Genomic DNA, 19308 nt, shown 5'->3' with positions numbered 1-19308 from the left:
GGGATCATGGGTACTGCACCGACGGAACTGGGCGGCACTGAACTCAACTGGGCCGGGAACTACCGGTACGGCGCCACTGCCATCCACCGCCCGCGTACCCTCGGTGAAGTCCGGTCCCTGGTGGCCGCCGCGCCCAAAGTCCGGGCCGTAGGGTCGCGCCACTCGTTCAACTCGATCGCCGACTCATCGGGCATCCTCATCTCCCTCGAGGACTTCGAACCGGATATCAGCATCGACGCCGCCGCACTCACCGTCTCCGTGTCCGGCGGAACCCGCTACGGAACGCTCGCCGCGGAACTGGACCGGCAGGGATTCGCCCTCGCCAACCTCGCCTCGCTGCCGCACATCTCCGTAGCCGGCGCCATCGCCACCGCCACGCACGGCTCCGGCGACGCCAACGGAAACCTGGCCACTTCGGTGGCTGCCTTGGAGCTCGTCTGCGCGGACGGTTCCGTGCGCACGCTGAACCGCGGGAGTTCCCCGGGATTCGACGGCGCCGTGGTGGGCCTGGGTGCCCTGGGCATCGTCACCCGGGTGACCCTGGACATCGAACCGCACTTTGAGGTGCGCCAGGACGTCTTCGAACAGCTGCCGTGGGACACGGTCCTGGCGGACTTCGACGCCGTCACCTCCAGCGCATATAGCGTCAGCCTGTTCACGGACTGGAGCGGCAGCACCGTGGCGCAGGCCTGGCTCAAGAGCAGGATTCCCGACGGCGGTCCCCCCGCCGGCGCCCACGCCGCCGTCCCCGCCGGCTTCATTGACCGCTTCGTTGCCGGCACCTTTGGCAGCACGGAGGGGGCAGGCCGGCCGGACCCGGCGCCCCGCACGTTCTTCGGCGGCACCGCCGCTCCGGAAGCACGCCACCCCCTGCCGGGCGTATCCGCGGAAAACTGCACCGAACAGCTCGGCGTCGCCGGCACCTGGGCGGAGCGGCTGGCGCACTTCCGCATGGCATTCACCCCCAGCAGCGGCGAGGAGCTGCAGAGCGAATTCTTCGTGCCGCGGGAACATGCCGTGGCGGCCATCGGCATCATGCGCGGCCTGTCGGAGGCGGTGACTCCGCTGCTGCAGGTGGCCGAAATCAGGACCGTGGCGCATGACCGCCTCTGGCTCAGCCCGGCGTACGGCCAGGCTTCCGTGGGGCTGCACTTCACCTGGAAGCCGGACCAGGCGGCCGTGGAGAGGGTGCTGCCGCTCATTGAAGAGAAGCTCGCCCCGCTGGGCGCCCGCCCGCACTGGGCCAAGCTGTTCACGGCCGGCGCCGCGGCCCTGGCGCCGCTGTATCCGCGTTTTGACGACTTCCGCAAGCTGGCGGAGGGAATGGACCCGGAGGGCAAGTTCCGGAACGCGTTCCTGGAACGCACGGTTTTCGGCTAGATGCGCGGCCGTCCGGCCCAGCGCCGGGCTTTGAGCGCGCCGTGCAGCTCCAGCCGGACCATGCCCTTCAGCGGGTCCACGCCCAGCAGCTGCCGGATGCGGCCCAGCCGGTTGTAAATGCTGCTGCGGTGCAGGTGGAGTTTCTCGGCCACGTCCTGGACCGAGCCGTCGTTGTCGTAGAGCAGCTCCAGCACCGGCAGCAGTTCCCCGTTCCGGTCGTGGTCCTCGAGGGTCCGGAAATTGACCGAGCCGGCGTCGCCCCAGACTCCGGCCCCGCCGCCGGCGGACGCCAGGAGCTGGTACACGCCGGCGGCCCGGCAATCCACGAGCTCCCCGAGCTGCGGGTCCACCGCTGCCGCCTGGGCGGCCACCTTCGACTGGCGGTAAGCCTCGGCCAGTTCCTTGGTGCGGGTGAAGCCCTCGCTGATGCCCAGGATGATGCGCTCCACGGGACGCCCGGAGCGCTTGGCGAGTTCCAGCTGGTAATGCACCAGGACCTGCGCGTGGCTGGCGCGCCCGGTGGACTCCCGGAACAGGACCACGGCGTGCGTTTCGGCCCCCGCGCTGAAAAGGGTGGCGTCCACGCCGATGGTTGCCTGCAGCGCCGCGGACCGGTGGATGAGCGTGGAGGCGATCGGATCGGGTCCGGCGGACCAGCCGTCGGCGTCGAGGACGGTCACCAGCTGCCACGGGCCGCGGTCCTGCACTTCCTTCCAGCCGGCCACGGCCGCCACGGCATTGGCTTCCCCGGCGCAGGCCGCCAGGAATTCGCGTTCGCGGCTGCGCCGGAACTCGGATTCCGCGGTATTGGAGTCCAGCAGGAGCCCGGACAGCAGATCAAGCTCGTCCCGGACGTCCGGCAGTTGGGTGAGGATCGCCGCAGCGCTCTGCTCCTCCGCGTCCTGCTGCACCCAGAGATACCCGACGCGGAATCCGCGGACCAGCAGCGGGACGCAGACGCGCCCCAGCATTCCCAGGTCCTGGTTGGCAGGAACGACGACGGGACGCACCGCCGTGGCGATCCCGTGCGAAAGCTGCCACGCCTTGACGTCCAGGGGCACGCGCTTGCTGAGCAGGAAGTTCACCCGGACCCTGTCCGCGTGCGACTGGTTCGAGCTGTAGGCCAGAAGGAGGCCGTCGAGGTCCTCCAGCGATAGGCCGCGGCCCAGTTTCAGCGCCACCCGTTCCACGAGCTGTTCCACGTCCTGCTGCTGCATGCTGCAAGACTACGTCCCGGACGGCCTGCGGGGCGAACGGACAGCAGGCGACACCTGACGCTTTGGGACTCGACAAACGTCGAACCGTGGTGCTCAAAATCCGCGGAATCACGCGGACGACGGCACTCACCGGCGCACCGTTCCTGTCGCCTGCCTCACAGGCGGATCTATTCTGGAATCACACCTCCCCCGCAACTTTCGGCCTCAACAGCCCATCGAATATGGAGCCCAAAATGATCATCGGTGTCCCCAAAGAGATCAAGAACAACGAATTCCGCGTTGCCATCACGGCCGCCGGCGTTCACGAGTTCCGCACGCACGGCCACACGGTCCTGGTCGAGCGCGGCGCAGGCCTGGGCTCCGGCATCACTGACGAGGAATATGCCATCGCCGGCGCCGAGATCGTCGCCGATCCGGACGAGGTCTGGTCCCGCGCCGACATGGTGATGAAGGTCAAGGAGCCCATCAAGGCCGAATACCACCGCTTCCGGAAGGGCCTGATCCTCTTCACCTACCTGCACCTCGCCGCCGAGCCCGAGCTCACCCGTGAACTCATCAACTCCGGCGTCACGGCCATCGCCTACGAAACCGTCCAGGAAGGCCGCACCCTGCCGCTCCTGGCGCCGATGTCCGAGGTTGCCGGCCGCCTGTCGGTCCAGGTCGGCGCCACGTCCCTGATGGCCCCTGCCCTGTCTCTTATACACATCTAGATGTGTATAAGAGACAGCTCGGCGGCGTCCCCGGCGTCCGCCCGGCCAAGGTTGTGGTCCTCGGCGCCGGGCGTCGCGGGCACCAACGCCGCGGCGATGGCAATCGGCCTCGGCGCCGACGTCACCATCCTGGACATCAACATCAACCGCCTGCGCGAGCTGGACGCCCAGTACCAGGGCCGGCTGAAGACTGTCGCGTCCAACAAGTACGAGATCGAGAAGTCCGTGGTGGACGCGGACCTCGTCATCGGCTCCGTACTGATCCCCGGCGCCAAGGCCCCCAAGCTGGTCACCAACGAACTCGTGGCCCGCATGAAGCCCGGCTCCGTGCTCGTGGACATCGCAGTGGACCAGGGCGGCTGCTTCGAGGACACCCACCCCACCACGCACCAGGAACCCACGTACAAGGTGCACAACACCATCTTCTACTGCGTGGCCAACATGCCCGGCGCCGTCCCGAACACGTCCACCTACGCGCTGACCAATGTCACCCTGCGCTACGGAGTGGCCCTGGCCAACCTGGGCGTAAAGGCCGCGTTCGATAAGGATCCCGCCCTCGCCTCTGGCCTGAACATCGCCGCCGGCCACGTGGCCCACCGCTCCGTCTCCGAGGCGCACAACCTGCCCCTCGTGGCGGACTGGCACGAGCTCGTCTCCGCCTAACCCTGGCACCGACCGACCGCACAGCTGGTTGAGTTCCGCTGGTTGAGCTCGTCGAAACCAAGGTTTCGATGAGCTCAACCAGCGGTTTCTTTTCGACCAGCGGTTTCGTTTTAAGCGAGCGAGCGGGCCTGCTCGATCAGTTTCAGGACCTCGACCGGGCCTGCCGGATCAACCGGGACGGGCAGAGCCGAGGCCGTGCCGCCCTCGGAGATCTTGGCCGCGAGGATCCGGTAGAACTCCGGGTAGGCGCCGCGCTCGGTGGACAGCCGGTCGAGGTGGCCGTCGCGGCCCAGCAGGCCTGCCCAGTCCTTGTCCTCGACGCCGTACTCTTCGTCCAGCGGGCTTCCGCCGGCAACAATGTAGGGCTCCTGCGGGTCCACGCCGCGCTTGGTGTAGGCGGCCTCGGATCCGAGCACGCGGTAGCGCGGCCCCTGCTGGGCGCAGAGCATGTTCATCCACAGGTGGCTCAGCACGCCGGACTCGTGCCGCACCACCAGGAAGCAGTCGTCGTCCACCTTCTCGCCCGGGCGCCGTGCCAGGAGTTCGGCGTGGACCACGGCGCCGGGCCCGAAGAGCAGCAGTGCCTGGTCCAGCAGGTGGGTGCCGAGGTCGAAGAGGACGCCGCCGCCGTCGGCCGCCGTGGCCTCCGCCTTCCAGGCCTTGGACACCTCGGGGGACCAGCGCTCAAACCGCGATTCGAACCGCGTCACCTGGCCCAGCGAGCCGGCCTCCAGGAGTGCCTTGACGGTCAGGAAGTCACCGTCCCAGCGGCGGTTCTGGAACACGGTGAGGACCCTGCCCAGTCTTTCGGCGAGCGCGATCAGCTCCTGCCCCTGCGCGCTGGTCACGGCGAACGGCTTGTCCACCACGACGTCGAGCCCGGCCTCGAGGGCGGCCTTCGCCAGCGGGTAGTGCGTGGCGGGAGGCGTTCCCAGCACCACAAGGTCAAGGTCGGCCGCCAGCGCAAGGACGGCGTCGCCGTCGGGCACTGTTTTCACGCCGGGGTACCGCCCGACGGCGGCCGCCTGGCGTCCGGCGTCGGACGTAGCAATGACGTCCAGCGAAAAGCCCGGCTCAGCGGCGATCAGCGGCGCGTGGAAAACGCTGCCGGAGAGGCCGTAGCCCACGACGGCCGTGCGGATACGGGAGGAAGCGGGGTCGGTGCGCATGGTGCAACGCTACTCCGCCGGCCGGACCACCCGCGTAACAAGCTGGCGCCATGATTCCTCCAGCCGCTCCGGGGACACGCCCTGCACGCGGACGGCATATAGGAGCCGCTCCGGATCCAGGGTTGCGCTGAGCGACATCGCCATGAGCCAGGGGTCCGCGTCCAGCCGGGCTTCGCGCAGCAGGTGCTCGATGTGCCGGTGCCACAGCACGGCGGCTGGCACCTCGAAGCGGTTTAGGACCGAATGGTCGGCGGCGCGGGCGAGGTCCCCGTATTCCAGGACGTAGCCGATGCGCCCGGCACCGAAGGCGATGAGCCGCTCCAGCGGCGGGGCCCCGGGGCCCAGCGGCGGCGGCCCGAACATGAAACGCCCCTGGAACTCGGCCTCGGAGTCGCTGAGCAGCGTCATCATGAGCCCGGCGCGGCTGCCGAAGCGGCGGAAGACGGTCCCCTTGCCCACGCCTGCGCGCTCGGCCAGCTTGTCCATGGTGAGGGCGTCGGCGCCGCACTCCTCGATCAGCTCCCGGGCCGCGCACAGCAGCAGCTGCCGGTTCCGCGCGGCATCGCTGCGTTCCGGGCCGGAACCGGACGGTGTCCCGGAGCGGATTGGGATGAGGCTCACAAGAAACATTCTAGACCGGGGAATATTATCCGGACCGTAGTCCGTTTGTATGGTGAAGGCATTAAGCGCCTCGACAACCAGCCAGCCGGCGGACCCTCCGCGGCCTGATACAAGGAGTTCAAATGTCCAAGAACACCGTCCTCACCCTGGTCGGCAGCCTCCGCGCCGATTCCACCAACCGCAAGCTCGCCGAGGCCATCCAGCTGAATGCGCCGGAAGACCTTGAAATCGTGATCCACGGGAGCCTGGGGAACATTCCCTTCTACAACGAGGACATCGACGTCGAGGGCCAGGTCCCCGAAGCCGCCGCCGCCCTCCGCGCCGCAGCCAACGCGGCGGATGCCCTGCTCCTGGTCACCCCTGAGCACAACGGCACCATGCCCGCCTCGCTGAAGAACGCCATCGACTGGCTGTCCCGCCCGTTCGGCGCCGGCGCCCTGGCCGGCAAGCCCACCGCGGTCGTCGGCACGGCCTTCGGCCAGTTCGGCGGCGTCTGGGCCCAGGACGAGGCCCGCAAGGCTGCCGGAATCGCCGGCGCCCGCATCCTCGAAGACGTCAAGCTGGCAGTCCCCGGCTCCATGGTCCGGTTCGCCGAGACCCACCCGAAGGACGACGCCGAGGTTGTGGAACAGATCAAGGGCATCTTCGACTCCCTGGCATCCGCCCAGCAGGCCACTGCAGCAGCCTGATCCAGCCTTTTCCACGCACGCCCCCGGCCGCACGACCGCTGCCGGGGGCGTTTGCCACTTAAGCGACAGGCTCCCCCCGGGGGCGCAATCATTCCGTGACTGAGCTGCGGCCGAACTGACACCCGCGGCGACTTCCTCCGCCTTAACGTTGATGTACGGGACGTACCGGGGCAGGGAGTGCGGTGCAGTCATGAGGAAGACCAGCCAGGACAGCAGGACACGGAGGGCGGCGGCTGCCGTCCTCTGCCTGCTGTTTCCGTTGTGGCTGGGCTCCTGCGCGCCCCTGCCTGTGTCCTGTCTCTTATACACATCTAGATGTGTATAAGAGACAGCCGCGGCTCCTGCCGCCGCCCCCGCTCCGCAGCCCCGCCCGGCCCCGCCGGTCAGTCCCCGGAGGAGGGCGCCCCACCTGCGGCCGCCACGGGTCCGGCCGAAGGGTCCGGCTCCGGGTCTGCTGCCGCGTCCGGCCAGGGCGCCGGCATCGGCCCGGGCGCCGCTGACGTCCCGGCTCCGGCCTCCGGGCCGCCGGCCACAGCCGCCGGCCCGGCCATCCAGGATCTGCCGTCTGCCGGCGCGCCGGATGCCCCTGCGTCCGCCGCGGCACCCAAGGCCACCGGGCCCAAGAACACGGCGCCCGGCGCCGGGGCAGATGTGTATAAGAGACAGGCTGCCGCCGGAACCGCGGTCTACTACGTCGCCCTCGACGACGGCGGCACGTCGGGCGTGCGCTTCGGCTGCAACGACAGCCTGGTTGCCGTGCACGACGCCGATCCCTCCATCCGGGAACCGTTGCACGCCGCCATGAGCCGGCTGTTGTCCGGCCCGGGGGCGCCGCCGGCGACCGGCCTCTACAACGCCCTGTCATCATCCACTCTTCAGTACGTTTCCGGGTACCTTGACGGCACCACCGTGGTGGTCAACCTGACCGGTTCGGTGCAGCCGGGCGGGGTCTGCGACATTCCGCGGATTGAAGCGCAGCTCACCCAGACCGCCGTCACCGCCGTGGGCGCAACCCGTGCGGAGATCTACGTCAACGGCGTCAGCCTGGCCGAGGTCCTCAGCCTGCGTTAGGCGCGGCTGCGTTGGATGCGGCGCCTTCGGGCGTGCCCCCTGCTCGCCTCATTCCCGGTGCTTCATTCCTCCGCGTCACGTTCCGCGGTGTCACGTTATGTGTCGCGCGGGGCAAACAGGGCATCCATCTCGGCGTGGCTGCGCGCTCCGGCCAGTTCGGACCAGTTGCCGTCGCCGAGCACGTCGGCAGCCACCCGGGACACCGTTGCATACGCCGCCTTCGCGGTGTTGCCGCCGATGCTGATGCGCCGCACGCCGGCGTCGTGCAGTTCCCCCACGGAGGCGGCCCCGATGCCGGCGAGGGCGTTCAGGGGCGCAGCGACTGTCCGCGCGAGTTCGTGCAAAACGTGGAGGTCCGTCACGCCGGGAACGAAGATGCCGTCGGCCCCCGCTGCCACGTAGGCGGCGGCACGCTGCAGGGTTTCCTCGAAGGCCGATTCCGGAAAGCGGCCTGACAGGTAGGTGTCAGTCCGGGCGTTGATGAAAAGTGCCACGCCGAAGTCTTCGGCCGCGTCCCGGACGACGCCGATCCGGCGCGCCTGTTCGGCCACGGCGGTGAGCGGATCCCCGCCGGAGTCCTCGAGGTTCACGCCCACGGCGCCGGCCTCCAGCACCGCCGTGATGGTCTGCCGGAGCAGGCCGTCATCAAAGGCCCGGTCGGAGCCCGCGTACCCGGTCTCGATGTCCGCCGTCACAGGGAGGGCCGTGGCCGACGCGATCCGCCTGACCGCTTCCACGGCAAGGTCCACAGGCAGGTGGTTGCCGTCCGGAAACCCGAGGCTCCAGGAAACGGCGGAGCTCGAGGTGGCGAGCGCCGTCGCCCCGGCCTCCTCCACGAGCTTCGCCGACGCCGCATCCCACACGTTCACGAGCACCAGCGGCGCCGCCGCGGCCGAGTGAAGCTGGCGGAAGGCGGCTGCCTTGGCTGACTGGGCGCTGGCGGAACGGTGCGGTGTCATGGCTCCATTCCATGCCCTGGGCGGACGGAGGTAAAGACTGCCCCGGGATTCGGGAGTTTCCTTGTCAACAACTGTTGCTTTCCCGGCAACAGCTGACTGTATCCTTGGAAGTGTGACCCACGAAACACTTGATGCCGCGGCAGCAGTGCTGCCGGCCGAAGCCATTGACGCAATCGAACGCGCGGCCACGTCCGCCCACCGCCATGAGGAACTCTTCTCGGAGCGTGCAGCAAACATCAAGCAGTCGGCTGTCCGCGACGTCTTTGACATCTCCATGCGCCCGGGCCTCGTGTCCCTCGCCGGAGGCAGCCCCTACCTGCAGTCCCTGCCCCTGGAAAAACTCGCCCAGACGGCCGCGAGGATCATCGCCGAAGACGGCCTGACGGCACTCCAGTACGGCGGAGGCCAGGGCACGGAGGAACTCCGCACCCAGATCTGCGAGGTGATGGCCGCCGAGGGCATCCTCGATGCCAAGCCGGAAAACGTCGTGATCACCGCGGGTTCGCAGTCGGCCCAGGACGTGGCCACCAAGGTGTTCTGCAACCCCGGCGACGTCGTCCTCGTGGAGGAGCCGACCTATGTGGGCGCCCTGAACACCTTCGAGGCGTACCAGGTGCAGGTTGAGGCGGTGGTGATGGACGACGACGGGCTGGTGCCCGAGCTTCTGGAGGCCAGGATCGCCGCGCTGCAGACCGCCGGAAAGAACATCAAGTTCCTCTACACCATCCCCAACTTCAACAACCCGTCCGGCATCACCCTGGCGAAGGAACGCCGGCAGCAGATCGTGGACATCTGCCGCAACGCCAACATCATTGTCCTGGAGGACAACCCGTACGGCCTGCTGAGGTTTGACGGGCAGCCCCTGGAACCGCTGCGGGCGGCCAACCCGGATGATGTCATCTACATGGGATCCTTCTCCAAGATCTTCGCGCCCGGCCTGCGCATCGGCTGGGCGCTGGTCCCGGCCCACTTGCAGCGCCGCTACTACCTCGCATCCGAAGCCGTCACCCTGTGCCCGCCGACCCTGAACCAGATGCTGGTCTCGGCCTACCTCCGGGACTACGACTGGAAGGGCCAGATCCGCACGTACCGCGGCCTGTACGCCGAACGCTGCCACGCCATGCTGGCCGCACTGGAGGAGCACATGCCGGAGGGGCTTACCTGGACCCGGCCCGAGGGCGGATTCTTCGTGTGGGTGACCCTGCCCGCGGGCGTTGACACTTATCCGCTGCTGCACAAAGCGATCGATGCGGGCGTCGTCTTCATCCCGGGTGCCGCCTTCACCCACTCGGACGAACCGTCCAACAAGCTCCGCCTGGCATTCAGCGCGGTCCCGCCGGAGGCCATTGCCGAAGGTGTGCGACGCCTGGCGCCGGTGCTGCGGGAGGCCATCGACGCACTGGCGTGAGCCGCGCGGTGTCCAATGGCTGGGCCGCACTCCGCAGGGGCGGTAGCCTGAGAACGGCGGCCGGACAGGTGCTGACGCAGAAGGCAATGAGGCACTGCGCACGCAGGGCCGGCGAACGAAGAGGAGCAGGGGCATGGGCGGAATCATTGTTGTAGGCGTGGACAAAAGCGGTACTGCCCGCAAGGCCGCGGAAGCAGCCAGGGACCTTGCCTTGGCGCTCGGCGCGAGGCTGCACGTGGTGTCGGCGTTCGACACCGACCGGACCGAGGTCTACGGCAGCGGCAGTGACAGGTGGATCGTCTCGGATGCGGGCGAAGCCGAAAAGGTGGCCCAGAACGTCGCCACGGATCTGTCGGGCGCTGACCTCACCATCACCTATTCCTCGGCGCGCGGCAAGCCCGCCGAGGCCCTCGTCAGAGAGGCCGAACGGCTCGAGGCCCGAATGATCGTGGTTGGAAACCGCCGCATGCACGGCTTGGGGCGCGTGCTGGGCAGCGTGGCAAACAGCGTTGCGCACAGCGCCTCCTGCGACGTCTACATCGCCAACACGTACGGCGCCGACTAGGAGTTCTGCAGTGCCGCTCCCCTGAGCCGGGGGGCCTGAACACAGCCTGTAAGCAGAGCCTCGCGGCGCCCCCTGCGGTCCGCCGCGTCCGGGGGGAGCCGTCCTGGCTTGACGCGTGTCACCCCTCGTGGTGGGCAGTCTCACCCCGTTTTCCGGCGGGCGGCGACGAACCCGACGGTAAAATTTGAAGTGGCCCCGATGAAGCGGACATCCGAGAATCTACCACTTCAGGGGAAACATTTTGCTTACACTCCAGCGGCGTCAGCTCGTGGGTCACGACATCCTTCTTGCCCGCCACGGCAACCACATCAGCGCCATGCGCGTCGACCGTGCGGCCGGCCGTGTCATCGCCCTGCTGGATGACGGCTCCGTGGACAGCGCGCCCAACCTCATCTCCCCGGACCTGCGGCTGCCCGATACCGTGCAGAGTGTCCTGCGCGATGACTGGAAGTTCCTGGCAGCCGTATCGGGCGCCGTCGCCGCCGTATCCGGCGCGATGATTGCCGCCGCCTTTGGCCTGGCTGGCATGAGTTCCGATCCGGCCCTGGCCCAGATGCTGACCTCTTACGCCGCCTACTGAGGCCCGGCGCTTCCGCGGCTAATCCGGGCGGGGCCGGCCGCGTGCGTCACGCTGGGCGGACCATCAGCTCCAGCAGCAGCCACCACAGCAGCGTGGTGACGCCGCCGCCGACCACCGCGCCGGCCACAACCTGGGCCACCGTGTGCGCGCGGAGCACCACGCGGGACCAGCAGACAGCGGGAACCAGCAGCAGCACCGGACTCCACGGGGCGCCCAGCAGCAGCACGGCGACAGCCGTTGCGAAGGCGATGGACCCCGCATGCCCGCTGATTTTCCAGAAGAGGCTGATGACGGCAAGCACCACCACTCCGCCCACGATCGCGAGCACCATGGCAATCACGCTGCCCGGAGCGTTGATGGCGAGGAGCAGGCATAATCCGGCCAGCAGCGACACCACTGCCATGGCCAGCACGGGGGCGCGCTGCCTGCGGTCGCTGACGTGGTGGTCCGTCACCTTCCCCAGCCGGACCAGCAGCTCGACGGCGGCCAGCGGCAGCAGGCACACAAACAGCACTGCCAGGGCGCCGAACCAGGCCGTGCCCGGGAACCCCGGTTCGACGGCAGGGCTGAACAGCAGCACCAGGGCCATGGTGACGGTTGGCTGAAAGACCTCGGTGATGGCCCTGGCCGCGAGGTTCCTGGCACGAATGCTCATGAAGGGTGCCGTCCTGCCCACAGTCCCGCCTTCCGCTCCCGTGACGCTTGCCTGGGCTCCGGCCCTTGCACTGGCGTCGCACTGACTGAATCAGTCAAGCAGCAGCGCCGGCTCCTCAAGGATGGAGGCGACGTCGGCCATGAAACGGGCGGAGAGGTCGCCGTCCACGACACGGTGGTCGAAGGAGCCTCCCAGCGTGGTGATCCAGCGAGGGATGACCTCCCCGTCCAGGACCCACGGCTTCTGCTTGATGGTGCCGAAGGCCACGATGGCCACCTCGCCGGGATTGATGATGGGCGTGCCGGTATCGATGCCGAGGGCCCCGATGTTGGTGACGGTCAGGGTGCCGCCCTGCATCTGGGACGGCTGGGTCTTGCCGGCACGGGCCGTGGTGGCGAGGTCGTTCAGCGCCAGCGCCAGCTCCTTGAGCGAAAGGTCCTGGGCGTTCTTGATGTTCGGGACCATCAGGCCCCGCGGCGTCGCCGCGGCAATGCCCAGGTTCATGAAGTGCTTGACGTGGATCTCGGCGCCGTCGCTGCCGTCCGGGTTGTCCACCCACGTGGCGTTCACGCTGGGGTTGCGCGCCGCGGCCCAGATGACGGCCTTGGCGAGGATCAGCAGCGGGGAAACCTTGATGCCCTCAAAGTCGCGGGAGGCCTTGAGTCGCTTGACGAACTCCATGGTGCGGCTGGCGTCCACGTCCACGAAGATGCTGACGTGCGGCGCGGAAAACGCCGATTCCACCATGGCCTTCGCGGTGGCCTTGCGGACGCCCTTGACCGGGATCCGTTCGATCCGCTGGTCCTGCGGGCGGCCCGACTTGCCCCAGAATGTATCCGCCTTGTCCAGCTCCGCGTCCCGCTGCGCCTGATAGCTGACCAGGTCCTCCCGGGTCACCTCGCCCCGGGCGCCGGTGGGGACGACGTCTGCCAGGTCAATTCCCAGGTCCCTGGCGATCTTGCGCACCGGGGGTTTGGCCAGGACCTTGTTCACGAGTCCGGTGATGGTGCCGCCGAGCGTGGGCTTTTCAGCGCTGCCGGCCGAATCCGCCGGAACCGCGCCGGTGGTTGAGCCTGTCGGAACCGGGGCCTCGAGAACGTCCCGCGAAGACCGGGGCTGCACAGGCTCGATTTCCGGAGCACCGTGGATTGGGTCCGCCGGAATCTCAGTCCGCGTCTTGCGCGGGCGGCGCTTGACGGCGTCGGCCTTGGGGCCGGAACCCACCAGCGGACCGCCGGCCAGGCCGCCGTCGGCTGCTCCGCCGTCGGACGCCGGCTGGTCATCTGCCGCAAGGTTCCCGTACATCAGTGCCGCCGGCGCCGGCGCCGGCACATCGGCAGGCGTGGGGTCGCCCGAGACGGCGTCGGACACGCTGATGATGGCAGTCCCTACGTCGACCGTCACACCTTCGGGGACCAGCAGCTCCGTGACGGTGCCGGCGAACGGCGACGGCAGCTCCACGAGGGACTTCGCGGTCTCGATTTCGCAGAGGACATCGTTGATGGCCACGGTGTCGCCCGGCTTGACCTTCCAGGAGACGATCTCGGCCTCGGTCAGGCCCTCGCCAACGTCGGGGAGGTTGAACTTGTTAAGCGTCATGGGGTCCTCGGGTTCGAAAGCTCAGGCGATCCGGTCAGTGCACGGCGTCGTCGGTAGGCGAAGGCGACAGTAAGGCTGAGGCGTCAGTACGCGAAGGTACGGTCCAGCGCCTCAAGGATGCGGTCGATGTCCGGCAGGTAGTCCTCTTCGACCTTGGCCACGGGGTACGGCATGTGGAAACCGCCCACGCGGATGACCGGGGCCTCCAGCGAATGGAAGGCCCGTTCGCTGATCCGGGCCGCGATTTCGCCGCCGATGCCGCCGAAGGTGGGCGCCTCGTGGGCCACGATCAGGCGGCCGGTCTTCTTGACCGAAGCTTCGATCGTGTCGAAGTCGATCGGCGAGATGGAACGGAGATCGATGACTTCGACGCTGCGGCCGTCTTCCGCGGCTGCGTTGGCGGCGGCGAGCGCCACGGGTACCAACGGGCCGTAGACCACCACGGTTGCGTCGGTTCCCTCGCGCACGACGTGGGCCTTGAAAGGATTCTCGGCCAGGCCGGCAGCCTCGGTGTCCACCTCTCCCTTGAGCCAGTAACGGCGCTTGGGTTCGAACACGATGACCGGGTCCTGGCAGTCGACAGCCTGCTGGATCATCCAGTAGGCGTCGTGGGGGTTGGACGGGGTGATGATGCGGAGCCCGGCGGTGTGGGCGAAGAGGGCCTCCGGCGATTCGGAGTGGTGCTCGATCGAGCCGATGCCTCCGCCGTACGGGATGCGGATGACCACGGGAACGGTCAGGTTGCCGCTGCTGCGGGAATGCATCTTGGCCAGCTGCGTGGTGATCTGGTTGAAACCCGGGAAGACAAAACCGTCGAACTGGATTTCACAGATGGGCAGGTAGCCGCGCAGGGCCAGGCCGATGGCTGTGCCGACGATCCCGGATTCGGCGAGCGGGGTGTCCACCACGCGGTCCGCGCCGAATTCGGCGATCAGGCCGTCGGTGACACGGTAGACACCGCCGAGCGGCCCGATGTCCTCGCCCATCAGCAGGGACTTCGGGTTGTTGCTGAGGGTGGCGCGCAGGCCCTCGTTGATGGCCTTGGCGATGGTCATGGTGGTCATCAGTTGCCTGCCCCTTCTGCGGTGTCCTCGCCGACGAATCCCGCGCTGTATTCCTCGAACCAGGCCAGCTCCTCGGCCACGAGCGGATGAGCCTCCACGTAGGTGTTGGCGAACGCCGTCCGGATGTCCGGGGTGTCCGATTCATAAGTGGATTTGCGGATGTACGCGGCGAGTTCGTTGCCGTCCGCGGCCACCTGTTCGAAGAAGGCGTCGTCGGCCATGCCCTCGGAGCGGAGGTACTTCTCCAGCCGGTCCAGCGGATCCTTGGCCCGCCAGAGCGCCTCTTCCGAGGACTCGCGGTACTTCGTGGGATCGTCCGCCGTGGTGTGCGCTCCGACCCGGTAGGTGAAGGCCTCGATCAGCACCGGGCCGTTGCCCTGCCGCGCGTGCTCGAGAGCCCACTCGGTGACGGCATGCACGGCGATGACGTCGTTGCCGTCCACCCTGATGCCGGGGAAGCCGTAGCCCTTGGCACGGTTGGACAGCGGAATGCGGGTCTGCACGGCAGTCGGTACGGAAATGGCCCAGTGGTTGTTCTGGCAGAAGAAGACCACGGGCGCGTTGTAGGAGGACGCGAACACCATGGACTCGTGGACGTCGCCCTCGGAGCTGGCGCCGTCGCCGAAGTAGACCATGACGGCGGCCTTCGGTTCCGCCGTTCCGGACTCCGCCAGGCCGTTGGCTTCGGCGAGCCGCTGGTCGCGCTGGATCCCCATGGCGTAACCGACGGCATGGGGCGTCTGGGCAGCCAGTACCAGCGTGTACAGGTGGAAGTTGGTGTCCTTGGGGTTCCAGCCGCCGTTGGAGATGCCGCGGAACTGCCGCAGGAGTTCGGCCAGGTCCACGTTCCGGGTCAGGGCCACGCCGTGCTCGCGGTACGTCGGGAAGATATAATCCTGCGGCTGGCTGGCCCGGCCGGAGCCGATCTGCGCGGCTTCCTGACCGGTCAGCGGAACCCAGAGCGCCAGCTGGCCCTGGCGCTGGAGCGCCGTGGCCTCCTGGTCAAAGCGCCGGATCGCAGCCATGTCGGCATAGAAGCCGCGAAGCTTCTCCGCATCCAGCCGCTCGGCGTACTTGGAAAACACGGAGTCCGTGCCGAGCGTGCCGTCGGGTCCCAGTAACTGGACCATCTCGGCCGCCGGCTCGCCAAGGGCAGCCTCGGCCTCCGCCTCGAGCTGGTCGTCCAGCCCCGTTCCGTCGAACTCGGTGGAGGGCAGATGTGTGGCGCCCATACCGTCTCCTTGCTTGCCGCATCCGGATGCGTTGCAATGTCGCTGGGATATATGCTTCATACGGAATGCATTCCGCATGGGGCATATATTTCTGGCTTACTGTTCCTTACTTTATCCGGCGTAACCACCGGGGCGCGTTTGTTAACCGCTAGGAACGCCGCGGGGGTTTTGTATAGATCGCACAGAGCTCGAGGAAGCGGGTGTTGGCCTCCGGTTCGCCAATGCTGACCCGGACGCCCTCATTGCCGAAGGCACGCACGGACAGGGCGCGTTCGCCTGCCAGCTGGGCGAACTCGGCGCTGTTCTCGCCCAGATTCAGCCACACGAAGTTCCCTTCCGCCTCCGGAACGAACCAGCCCAGTTCCCGGAGACCGGCCGTCACGCGGTCCCGCTCATCCACCAGGCTTTGTACCCTTTCTACAACCTGGTCATAATTCTCCAGGGACACCACGGCGGCCTGCTCGGCGATCTGCGACACCGCGAAGGGTGTGGCCGCCACGCGCAGGTGCTGCGTGAGTTCCGGCTGGGAAATGCTGTAGCCCACGCGAAGGCCGGCCAGGCCGTGTGCCTTGGAGAAGGTCCGGAGCACCACCACGTTCGGGTATTTCCGGTACATCCGGACGCCGTCCACGGCGTCTTCCGCGCGAACGAACTCCTGGTAGGCCTCGTCGATGACCACCACCACATCCGACGGCACCGCGTTGATGAACCGCTCCGTTTCCTCGGCAGTGAGGATCGGGCCGGTGGGGTTGTTCGGTGTGCACAGCAGGATCACCTTGGTGCGCACGGTCACGGCGGCTGCCATGGCGTCGAGATCGTGGCGTCCGTCCGGCGTCAGGGGGATCCGGACGCTCTCGGCTCCGGCCAGCCCGACACAGATGGGATAGGCCTCGAAGGACCGCCAGGCGTAGATCACTTCGTCGGCCTTGCCGTCGTCGTTCTGGCCGGCAAAGGTGGCCAGCAGCTGGTTCAGGGCGCCCAGGCTGCCTGCGCCGGTGACGATGTCCTCGGCGGGCACGTCCAGGAATTTCGCGATCGCCGTCCGCAGCTTGGTGCTCAGCGGATCCGGGTAACGGTTGAAGTCAGTCTGGGCCGCGATGGCCTCGACGACGGCGGGAATCGGCGGCAGCGGGTTTTCGTTGGACGACAGTTTGTAGCTTGCCAGGCCGTCGACGGCGACGGGCGGCTTCCCTGCGGCGTAGCGGGGCAGCCGGTCCACAACCGGTCTCGGCCTGATGCTTCCCGCCGTGGTCTCTGATGAAGTCATGCCAACAAGCCTACTTCGCGGCATCCGGCCATGCCGCCCCGCGATATGACAGCATGGGCGCATGCGGTCTTTCATCGTGCGCGTCATCATCAACGGCCTGGCGCTGTGGGTTGCCAGCTGGATTCTGCCCGGGCTGGACATCTCGACGTCGGCCACCACCGAGGCAGTGGCGAAGTCGGGTGTCAGCCAGGGAACCGATGCCGTCGGCGTCGTCCTGGCCTACCTGTTCATCGGCCTTATTTTCGGCGTGGTGAACGCCTTCGTGCGGCCTGTGGTCAGTTTCCTGTCCCTCCCTATCACCATCCTCACCCTGGGCCTGTTCACCATCGTGATCAACGCGGCCATGCTCTACCTGACCTCCTGGATCAGCAGCTACACGCCGGTGCATTTCACCATCGACTCCTTCTTCTGGACGGCCGTGCTGGCTGCCATCATCATCACCATCATTTCCCTCGTGGCGGACAGGATTCCGGGCGCCCGCCGCCGGTAAGAGCCGCCGCCAAGACAGGTAAGGGGAAGACCGGCATGGCGCCGTTCATCGGCCGCCGGCCGGCCTGATGTCCGCTGGCCTGGCCGGTCGCTGGTCCTCGGACCGCCGCCCGGGTTCCTGCGCCTTCGGTGCGCGAACCAGCTGAAAACGCGTGGCCGTGGCCGCTCCCCGGCGCCCACCACGCCGGCAAGCGCGGCCGTGGACGCGACGAGGGACGGGTCGCCGCTCGCCGAGACGGCCCGGGCCCCGGCTTCATAGTTGGCCAGCCTGTGGCCGGGTCCCAGACCTGGGTCCTGCCCCACTGGCGTCAGCACACGGTTTTGGAGTGTGACTGTGACGCGGTCGCGGGTGTCCGGGCTGGGGACCCCGTCCGCTCCCGGAACCCAGTCCTGACGATGCTCCAGATGCAGGCTGCTGATCCCGGCCCCGGGATTGATGCCGCCCACCGGTGATCCTGCCGTCAGCACATACTTGAGGTCGTATTCCGTGAGGAAAGCCTTGTCCCGGCTCAGGTTCATGGCGTGGATTCCGCCCTGGCTGTAGCCAACCGCCACCACCTGGGCTCCGGCCTCCGCACCGGCCTGCCGCAGCGCCTCCCGGATCGCCGCACCCGTGGATGCGGAGCCGTATCCCAGGCCTTCGGCGATGCCGTATTCATCGAAGGGGTTCGGGCCGCCTGCGTCACCAGGCTGCGTGCCCGGAACGATGACGATGAAAGCCTCCCGGCCGCCGTGTTCCGTCCTGATGACCTCGATCTTGCCGCGGCCGTCGTCGGCCACGGCCTCAGCCCTGGCCAAAAGGCCGGCCGGGGAGGCATCGAGGGTGATCTCCGCACTGGGCGATGCCGTTGCGGTGACTGGGCGGGGCGTGAGTTGCGGCATCACACCGCCGGCAAGCATCCGGATGACATCGGGGACGCCTGAGCCCCTCATCCCGGTGGCCGCCGCCATGGTGACGGCCCCCATGACGGCGGGGGCATTCAGCCCCAGCAGGCCAAGGATGAGCGGGTAGTTGCCCGTCACCTCCTCCATGCTGTCCCGGTTCAGCAGCCTGCTGAAGTCCGCGCGGAGAGGGTCGCCAAGTCCGCCGAGATGCAGATCCATGAGCTGGGCCGGCAGGAGCCTGAGGCCGTCGGTGCCGGAGCGGAGCCCGGCCAGGCTTCGCTGTTCGGCAGCTTCATAGTCCCGCTGGCATGCCTGAACGTGGCTTGCGATGTCCTGCAGTTCCTCACGCACGGCCGCGACCGCACGCCGCCCTTCCCAGACGGACGTGACTGCTTCCGTCCCGCTGGACGGCGGATCGTTCTGGTACGGGCCCAGTTCCGTCCAGACCCTGTGGGCATCAAGCTCGACTGAAGCCAGGTCCCGGACGAGGCCGTCCAGCCCGATGGCTCCCGCCGCGAGCTCCTCCAGCTGGAACGCGATTCCGCCGACACCGCCGCGCACCGAAAGGAATGCGTCCGCGGCCGGCTCGACCGGCCGCAGCGGGCCCCCGCTGCCGGAGGGCGTTAGTTCGGTCATCAGAAACCGCCAGCCGCGGTCCATGGCGGGGACAGAGGCACATTGTTGGCGTGCCGTCGCACGGACCCGGCGGCCGAGTCCATCTGCTCCCCGGCCCGGCGCAGGGCTGCGGCCTGCAGCCCCGCGCTGACCCGGAATGCCCTGCCCGCCGGCGACTGCCAGTCCGCGAGCTGCAACCGCGAGAGCCGTGAAAGCACATCCTCAATCCGTGCCGCGCACGCCTCCACCCGCTCCGCCAACAAATGGACTTCAAACCTGCGTGACGAACACGCCGCGGCGTCAGCCGCGGTGACGCTGGCATTCATCCCGTTACTCCTCTTCTTTCTGCCGCATCCGGCATCCCCCGCTTTTCCCTCCCGCCCACGACGCTACGGATCCCGGCCGCGCTCCGGAACGGCCGCCGTCGGCTATGTGGACAGGTGCTTCCGGCACAGGCTGTTGGGGAGAAG

18 protein-coding genes and 2 pseudogenes are annotated in these 19308 nt (G+C 68.0%); 9 read left to right on the top strand and 11 right to left on the bottom strand.

Annotation, left to right across the window (positions count from 1 at the left end):
- Positions 1-6 precede the first annotated feature (6 nt).
- Positions 7-1380: an FAD-binding protein gene (locus B1A87_RS19055; protein ID WP_078028313.1), complete on the top strand. Its 1374-nt coding sequence runs from the start codon at positions 7-9 to the stop codon at positions 1378-1380.
- On the opposite strand, the pseudogene B1A87_RS19050 reads toward B1A87_RS19055, so the two are convergent.
- Positions 1377-2694, bottom strand: a pseudogene (locus B1A87_RS19050) (PucR family transcriptional regulator). The gene B1A87_RS19055 and the pseudogene B1A87_RS19050 overlap by 4 nt on opposite strands.
- A 136-nt stretch (positions 2695-2830) precedes the next feature.
- On the opposite strand from B1A87_RS19050, the pseudogene ald reads away from it, so the two are divergent.
- Positions 2831-3970: pseudogene (gene ald / locus B1A87_RS19045) on the top strand (alanine dehydrogenase).
- A gap of 110 nt (positions 3971-4080) precedes the next feature.
- Here the strand turns inward: ald and B1A87_RS19040 are convergent.
- Complete coding sequence (locus B1A87_RS19040) at positions 4081-5139, bottom strand: Gfo/Idh/MocA family oxidoreductase (protein ID WP_078028316.1); 1059 nt, start codon at positions 5137-5139, stop codon at positions 4081-4083.
- 9 nt (positions 5140-5148) lie between these two features.
- The gene (locus tag B1A87_RS19035) at positions 5149-5760 is read right to left on the bottom strand and encodes a TetR/AcrR family transcriptional regulator (protein ID WP_260680966.1); all 612 of its coding nucleotides are present in this window, start codon (positions 5758-5760) and stop codon (positions 5149-5151) included.
- A gap of 122 nt (positions 5761-5882) precedes the next feature.
- Between B1A87_RS19035 and B1A87_RS19030 the strand changes: the two genes are divergently transcribed.
- The 3 genes from B1A87_RS19030 to B1A87_RS24250 all read left to right on the top strand — a co-directional run bounded on the left by B1A87_RS19030 (position 5883) and on the right by B1A87_RS24250 (position 7520).
- A complete protein-coding gene (locus B1A87_RS19030) occupies positions 5883-6449 on the top strand; it encodes an NAD(P)H-dependent oxidoreductase (RefSeq protein WP_078028318.1) in 567 nt (188 codons plus the stop codon).
- A gap of 190 nt (positions 6450-6639) precedes the next feature.
- Positions 6640-6774, top strand: a complete 135-nt coding sequence (locus B1A87_RS24255; RefSeq protein WP_260680965.1) for a hypothetical protein — start codon at positions 6640-6642, stop codon at positions 6772-6774.
- Entirely contained in the window at positions 6765-7520 is a 756-nt protein-coding gene (locus B1A87_RS24250; RefSeq protein WP_260680964.1) for a GerMN domain-containing protein, read from the top strand. The genes B1A87_RS24255 and B1A87_RS24250 overlap by 10 nt, the downstream gene beginning before the upstream one ends.
- A gap of 95 nt (positions 7521-7615) precedes the next feature.
- On the opposite strand, the gene B1A87_RS19020 is transcribed toward B1A87_RS24250, so the two are convergent.
- Complete coding sequence (locus B1A87_RS19020) at positions 7616-8479, bottom strand: isocitrate lyase/phosphoenolpyruvate mutase family protein (protein WP_078028319.1); 864 nt, start codon at positions 8477-8479, stop codon at positions 7616-7618.
- 112 nt (positions 8480-8591) lie between these two features.
- Here B1A87_RS19020 and B1A87_RS19015 point away from each other — a divergent pair, with 112 nt between their 5' ends.
- The 3 genes from B1A87_RS19015 (at position 8592) to B1A87_RS19005 (ending at position 11032) form a co-directional block, all read left to right on the top strand.
- Positions 8592-9887, top strand: a complete 1296-nt coding sequence (locus B1A87_RS19015) for a PLP-dependent aminotransferase family protein (protein WP_078028320.1) — start codon at positions 8592-8594, stop codon at positions 9885-9887.
- A gap of 133 nt (positions 9888-10020) precedes the next feature.
- Entirely contained in the window at positions 10021-10452 is a 432-nt protein-coding gene (locus B1A87_RS19010) for a universal stress protein (RefSeq protein WP_078028321.1), read from the top strand.
- A 241-nt stretch (positions 10453-10693) separates the two neighbouring features.
- Positions 10694-11032: a hypothetical protein gene (locus tag B1A87_RS19005; protein WP_078028322.1), complete on the top strand. Its 339-nt coding sequence runs from the start codon at positions 10694-10696 to the stop codon at positions 11030-11032.
- A 46-nt stretch (positions 11033-11078) separates the two neighbouring features.
- Here the strand turns inward: B1A87_RS19005 and B1A87_RS19000 are convergent, their stop codons facing one another.
- The 5 genes from B1A87_RS19000 to hisC all read right to left on the bottom strand — a co-directional run bounded on the left by B1A87_RS19000 (position 11079) and on the right by hisC (position 16849).
- Positions 11079-11687: a phosphatase PAP2 family protein gene (locus tag B1A87_RS19000; protein WP_078028323.1), complete on the bottom strand. Its 609-nt coding sequence runs from the start codon at positions 11685-11687 to the stop codon at positions 11079-11081.
- Positions 11688-11777: 90 nt separating this feature from the next.
- Positions 11778-13286, bottom strand: a complete 1509-nt coding sequence (locus B1A87_RS18995; RefSeq protein WP_078028324.1) for a dihydrolipoamide acetyltransferase family protein — start codon at positions 13284-13286, stop codon at positions 11778-11780.
- An 83-nt stretch (positions 13287-13369) separates the two neighbouring features.
- On the bottom strand, positions 13370-14350 hold the full coding sequence (locus B1A87_RS18990; RefSeq protein ID WP_078028325.1) for an alpha-ketoacid dehydrogenase subunit beta: 981 nt from the start codon (positions 14348-14350) through the stop codon (positions 13370-13372).
- The gene (gene pdhA, locus B1A87_RS18985; protein WP_078028326.1) at positions 14350-15582 is read right to left on the bottom strand and encodes a pyruvate dehydrogenase (acetyl-transferring) E1 component subunit alpha; all 1233 of its coding nucleotides are present in this window, start codon (positions 15580-15582) and stop codon (positions 14350-14352) included. The genes B1A87_RS18990 and pdhA overlap by 1 nt, the downstream gene beginning before the upstream one ends.
- A 148-nt stretch (positions 15583-15730) precedes the next feature.
- Complete coding sequence (hisC, locus tag B1A87_RS18980) at positions 15731-16849, bottom strand: histidinol-phosphate transaminase (protein ID WP_185982365.1); 1119 nt, start codon at positions 16847-16849, stop codon at positions 15731-15733.
- A 61-nt stretch (positions 16850-16910) separates the two neighbouring features.
- Between hisC and B1A87_RS18975 the strand changes: the two genes are divergently transcribed.
- Positions 16911-17339, top strand: a complete 429-nt coding sequence (locus B1A87_RS18975; protein ID WP_078028328.1) for a phage holin family protein — start codon at positions 16911-16913, stop codon at positions 17337-17339.
- On the opposite strand, the gene B1A87_RS18970 is transcribed toward B1A87_RS18975, so the two are convergent.
- Both B1A87_RS18970 and B1A87_RS18965 read right to left on the bottom strand, forming a co-directional pair.
- Entirely contained in the window at positions 17222-18859 is a 1638-nt protein-coding gene (locus B1A87_RS18970) for a hypothetical protein (RefSeq protein ID WP_144275884.1), read from the bottom strand. The genes B1A87_RS18975 and B1A87_RS18970 overlap by 118 nt on opposite strands.
- Positions 18859-19164 carry a hypothetical protein gene (locus tag B1A87_RS18965; RefSeq protein WP_078028330.1) on the bottom strand — a complete coding sequence of 102 codons (306 nt, stop codon included), beginning with the start codon at positions 19162-19164 and terminating at the stop codon, positions 18859-18861. The genes B1A87_RS18970 and B1A87_RS18965 overlap by 1 nt, the downstream gene beginning before the upstream one ends.
- Between the last annotated feature and the right edge of the window lie 144 nt (positions 19165-19308).

The organism is Arthrobacter sp. KBS0703 (genome assembly GCF_002008315.2).
Classification (GTDB): Bacteria; Actinomycetota; Actinomycetes; order Actinomycetales; family Micrococcaceae; genus Arthrobacter.
The sequence above is the reverse complement of the archived record's forward strand: the minus strand, read 5'-3'. Positions and strand labels throughout refer to the sequence as shown.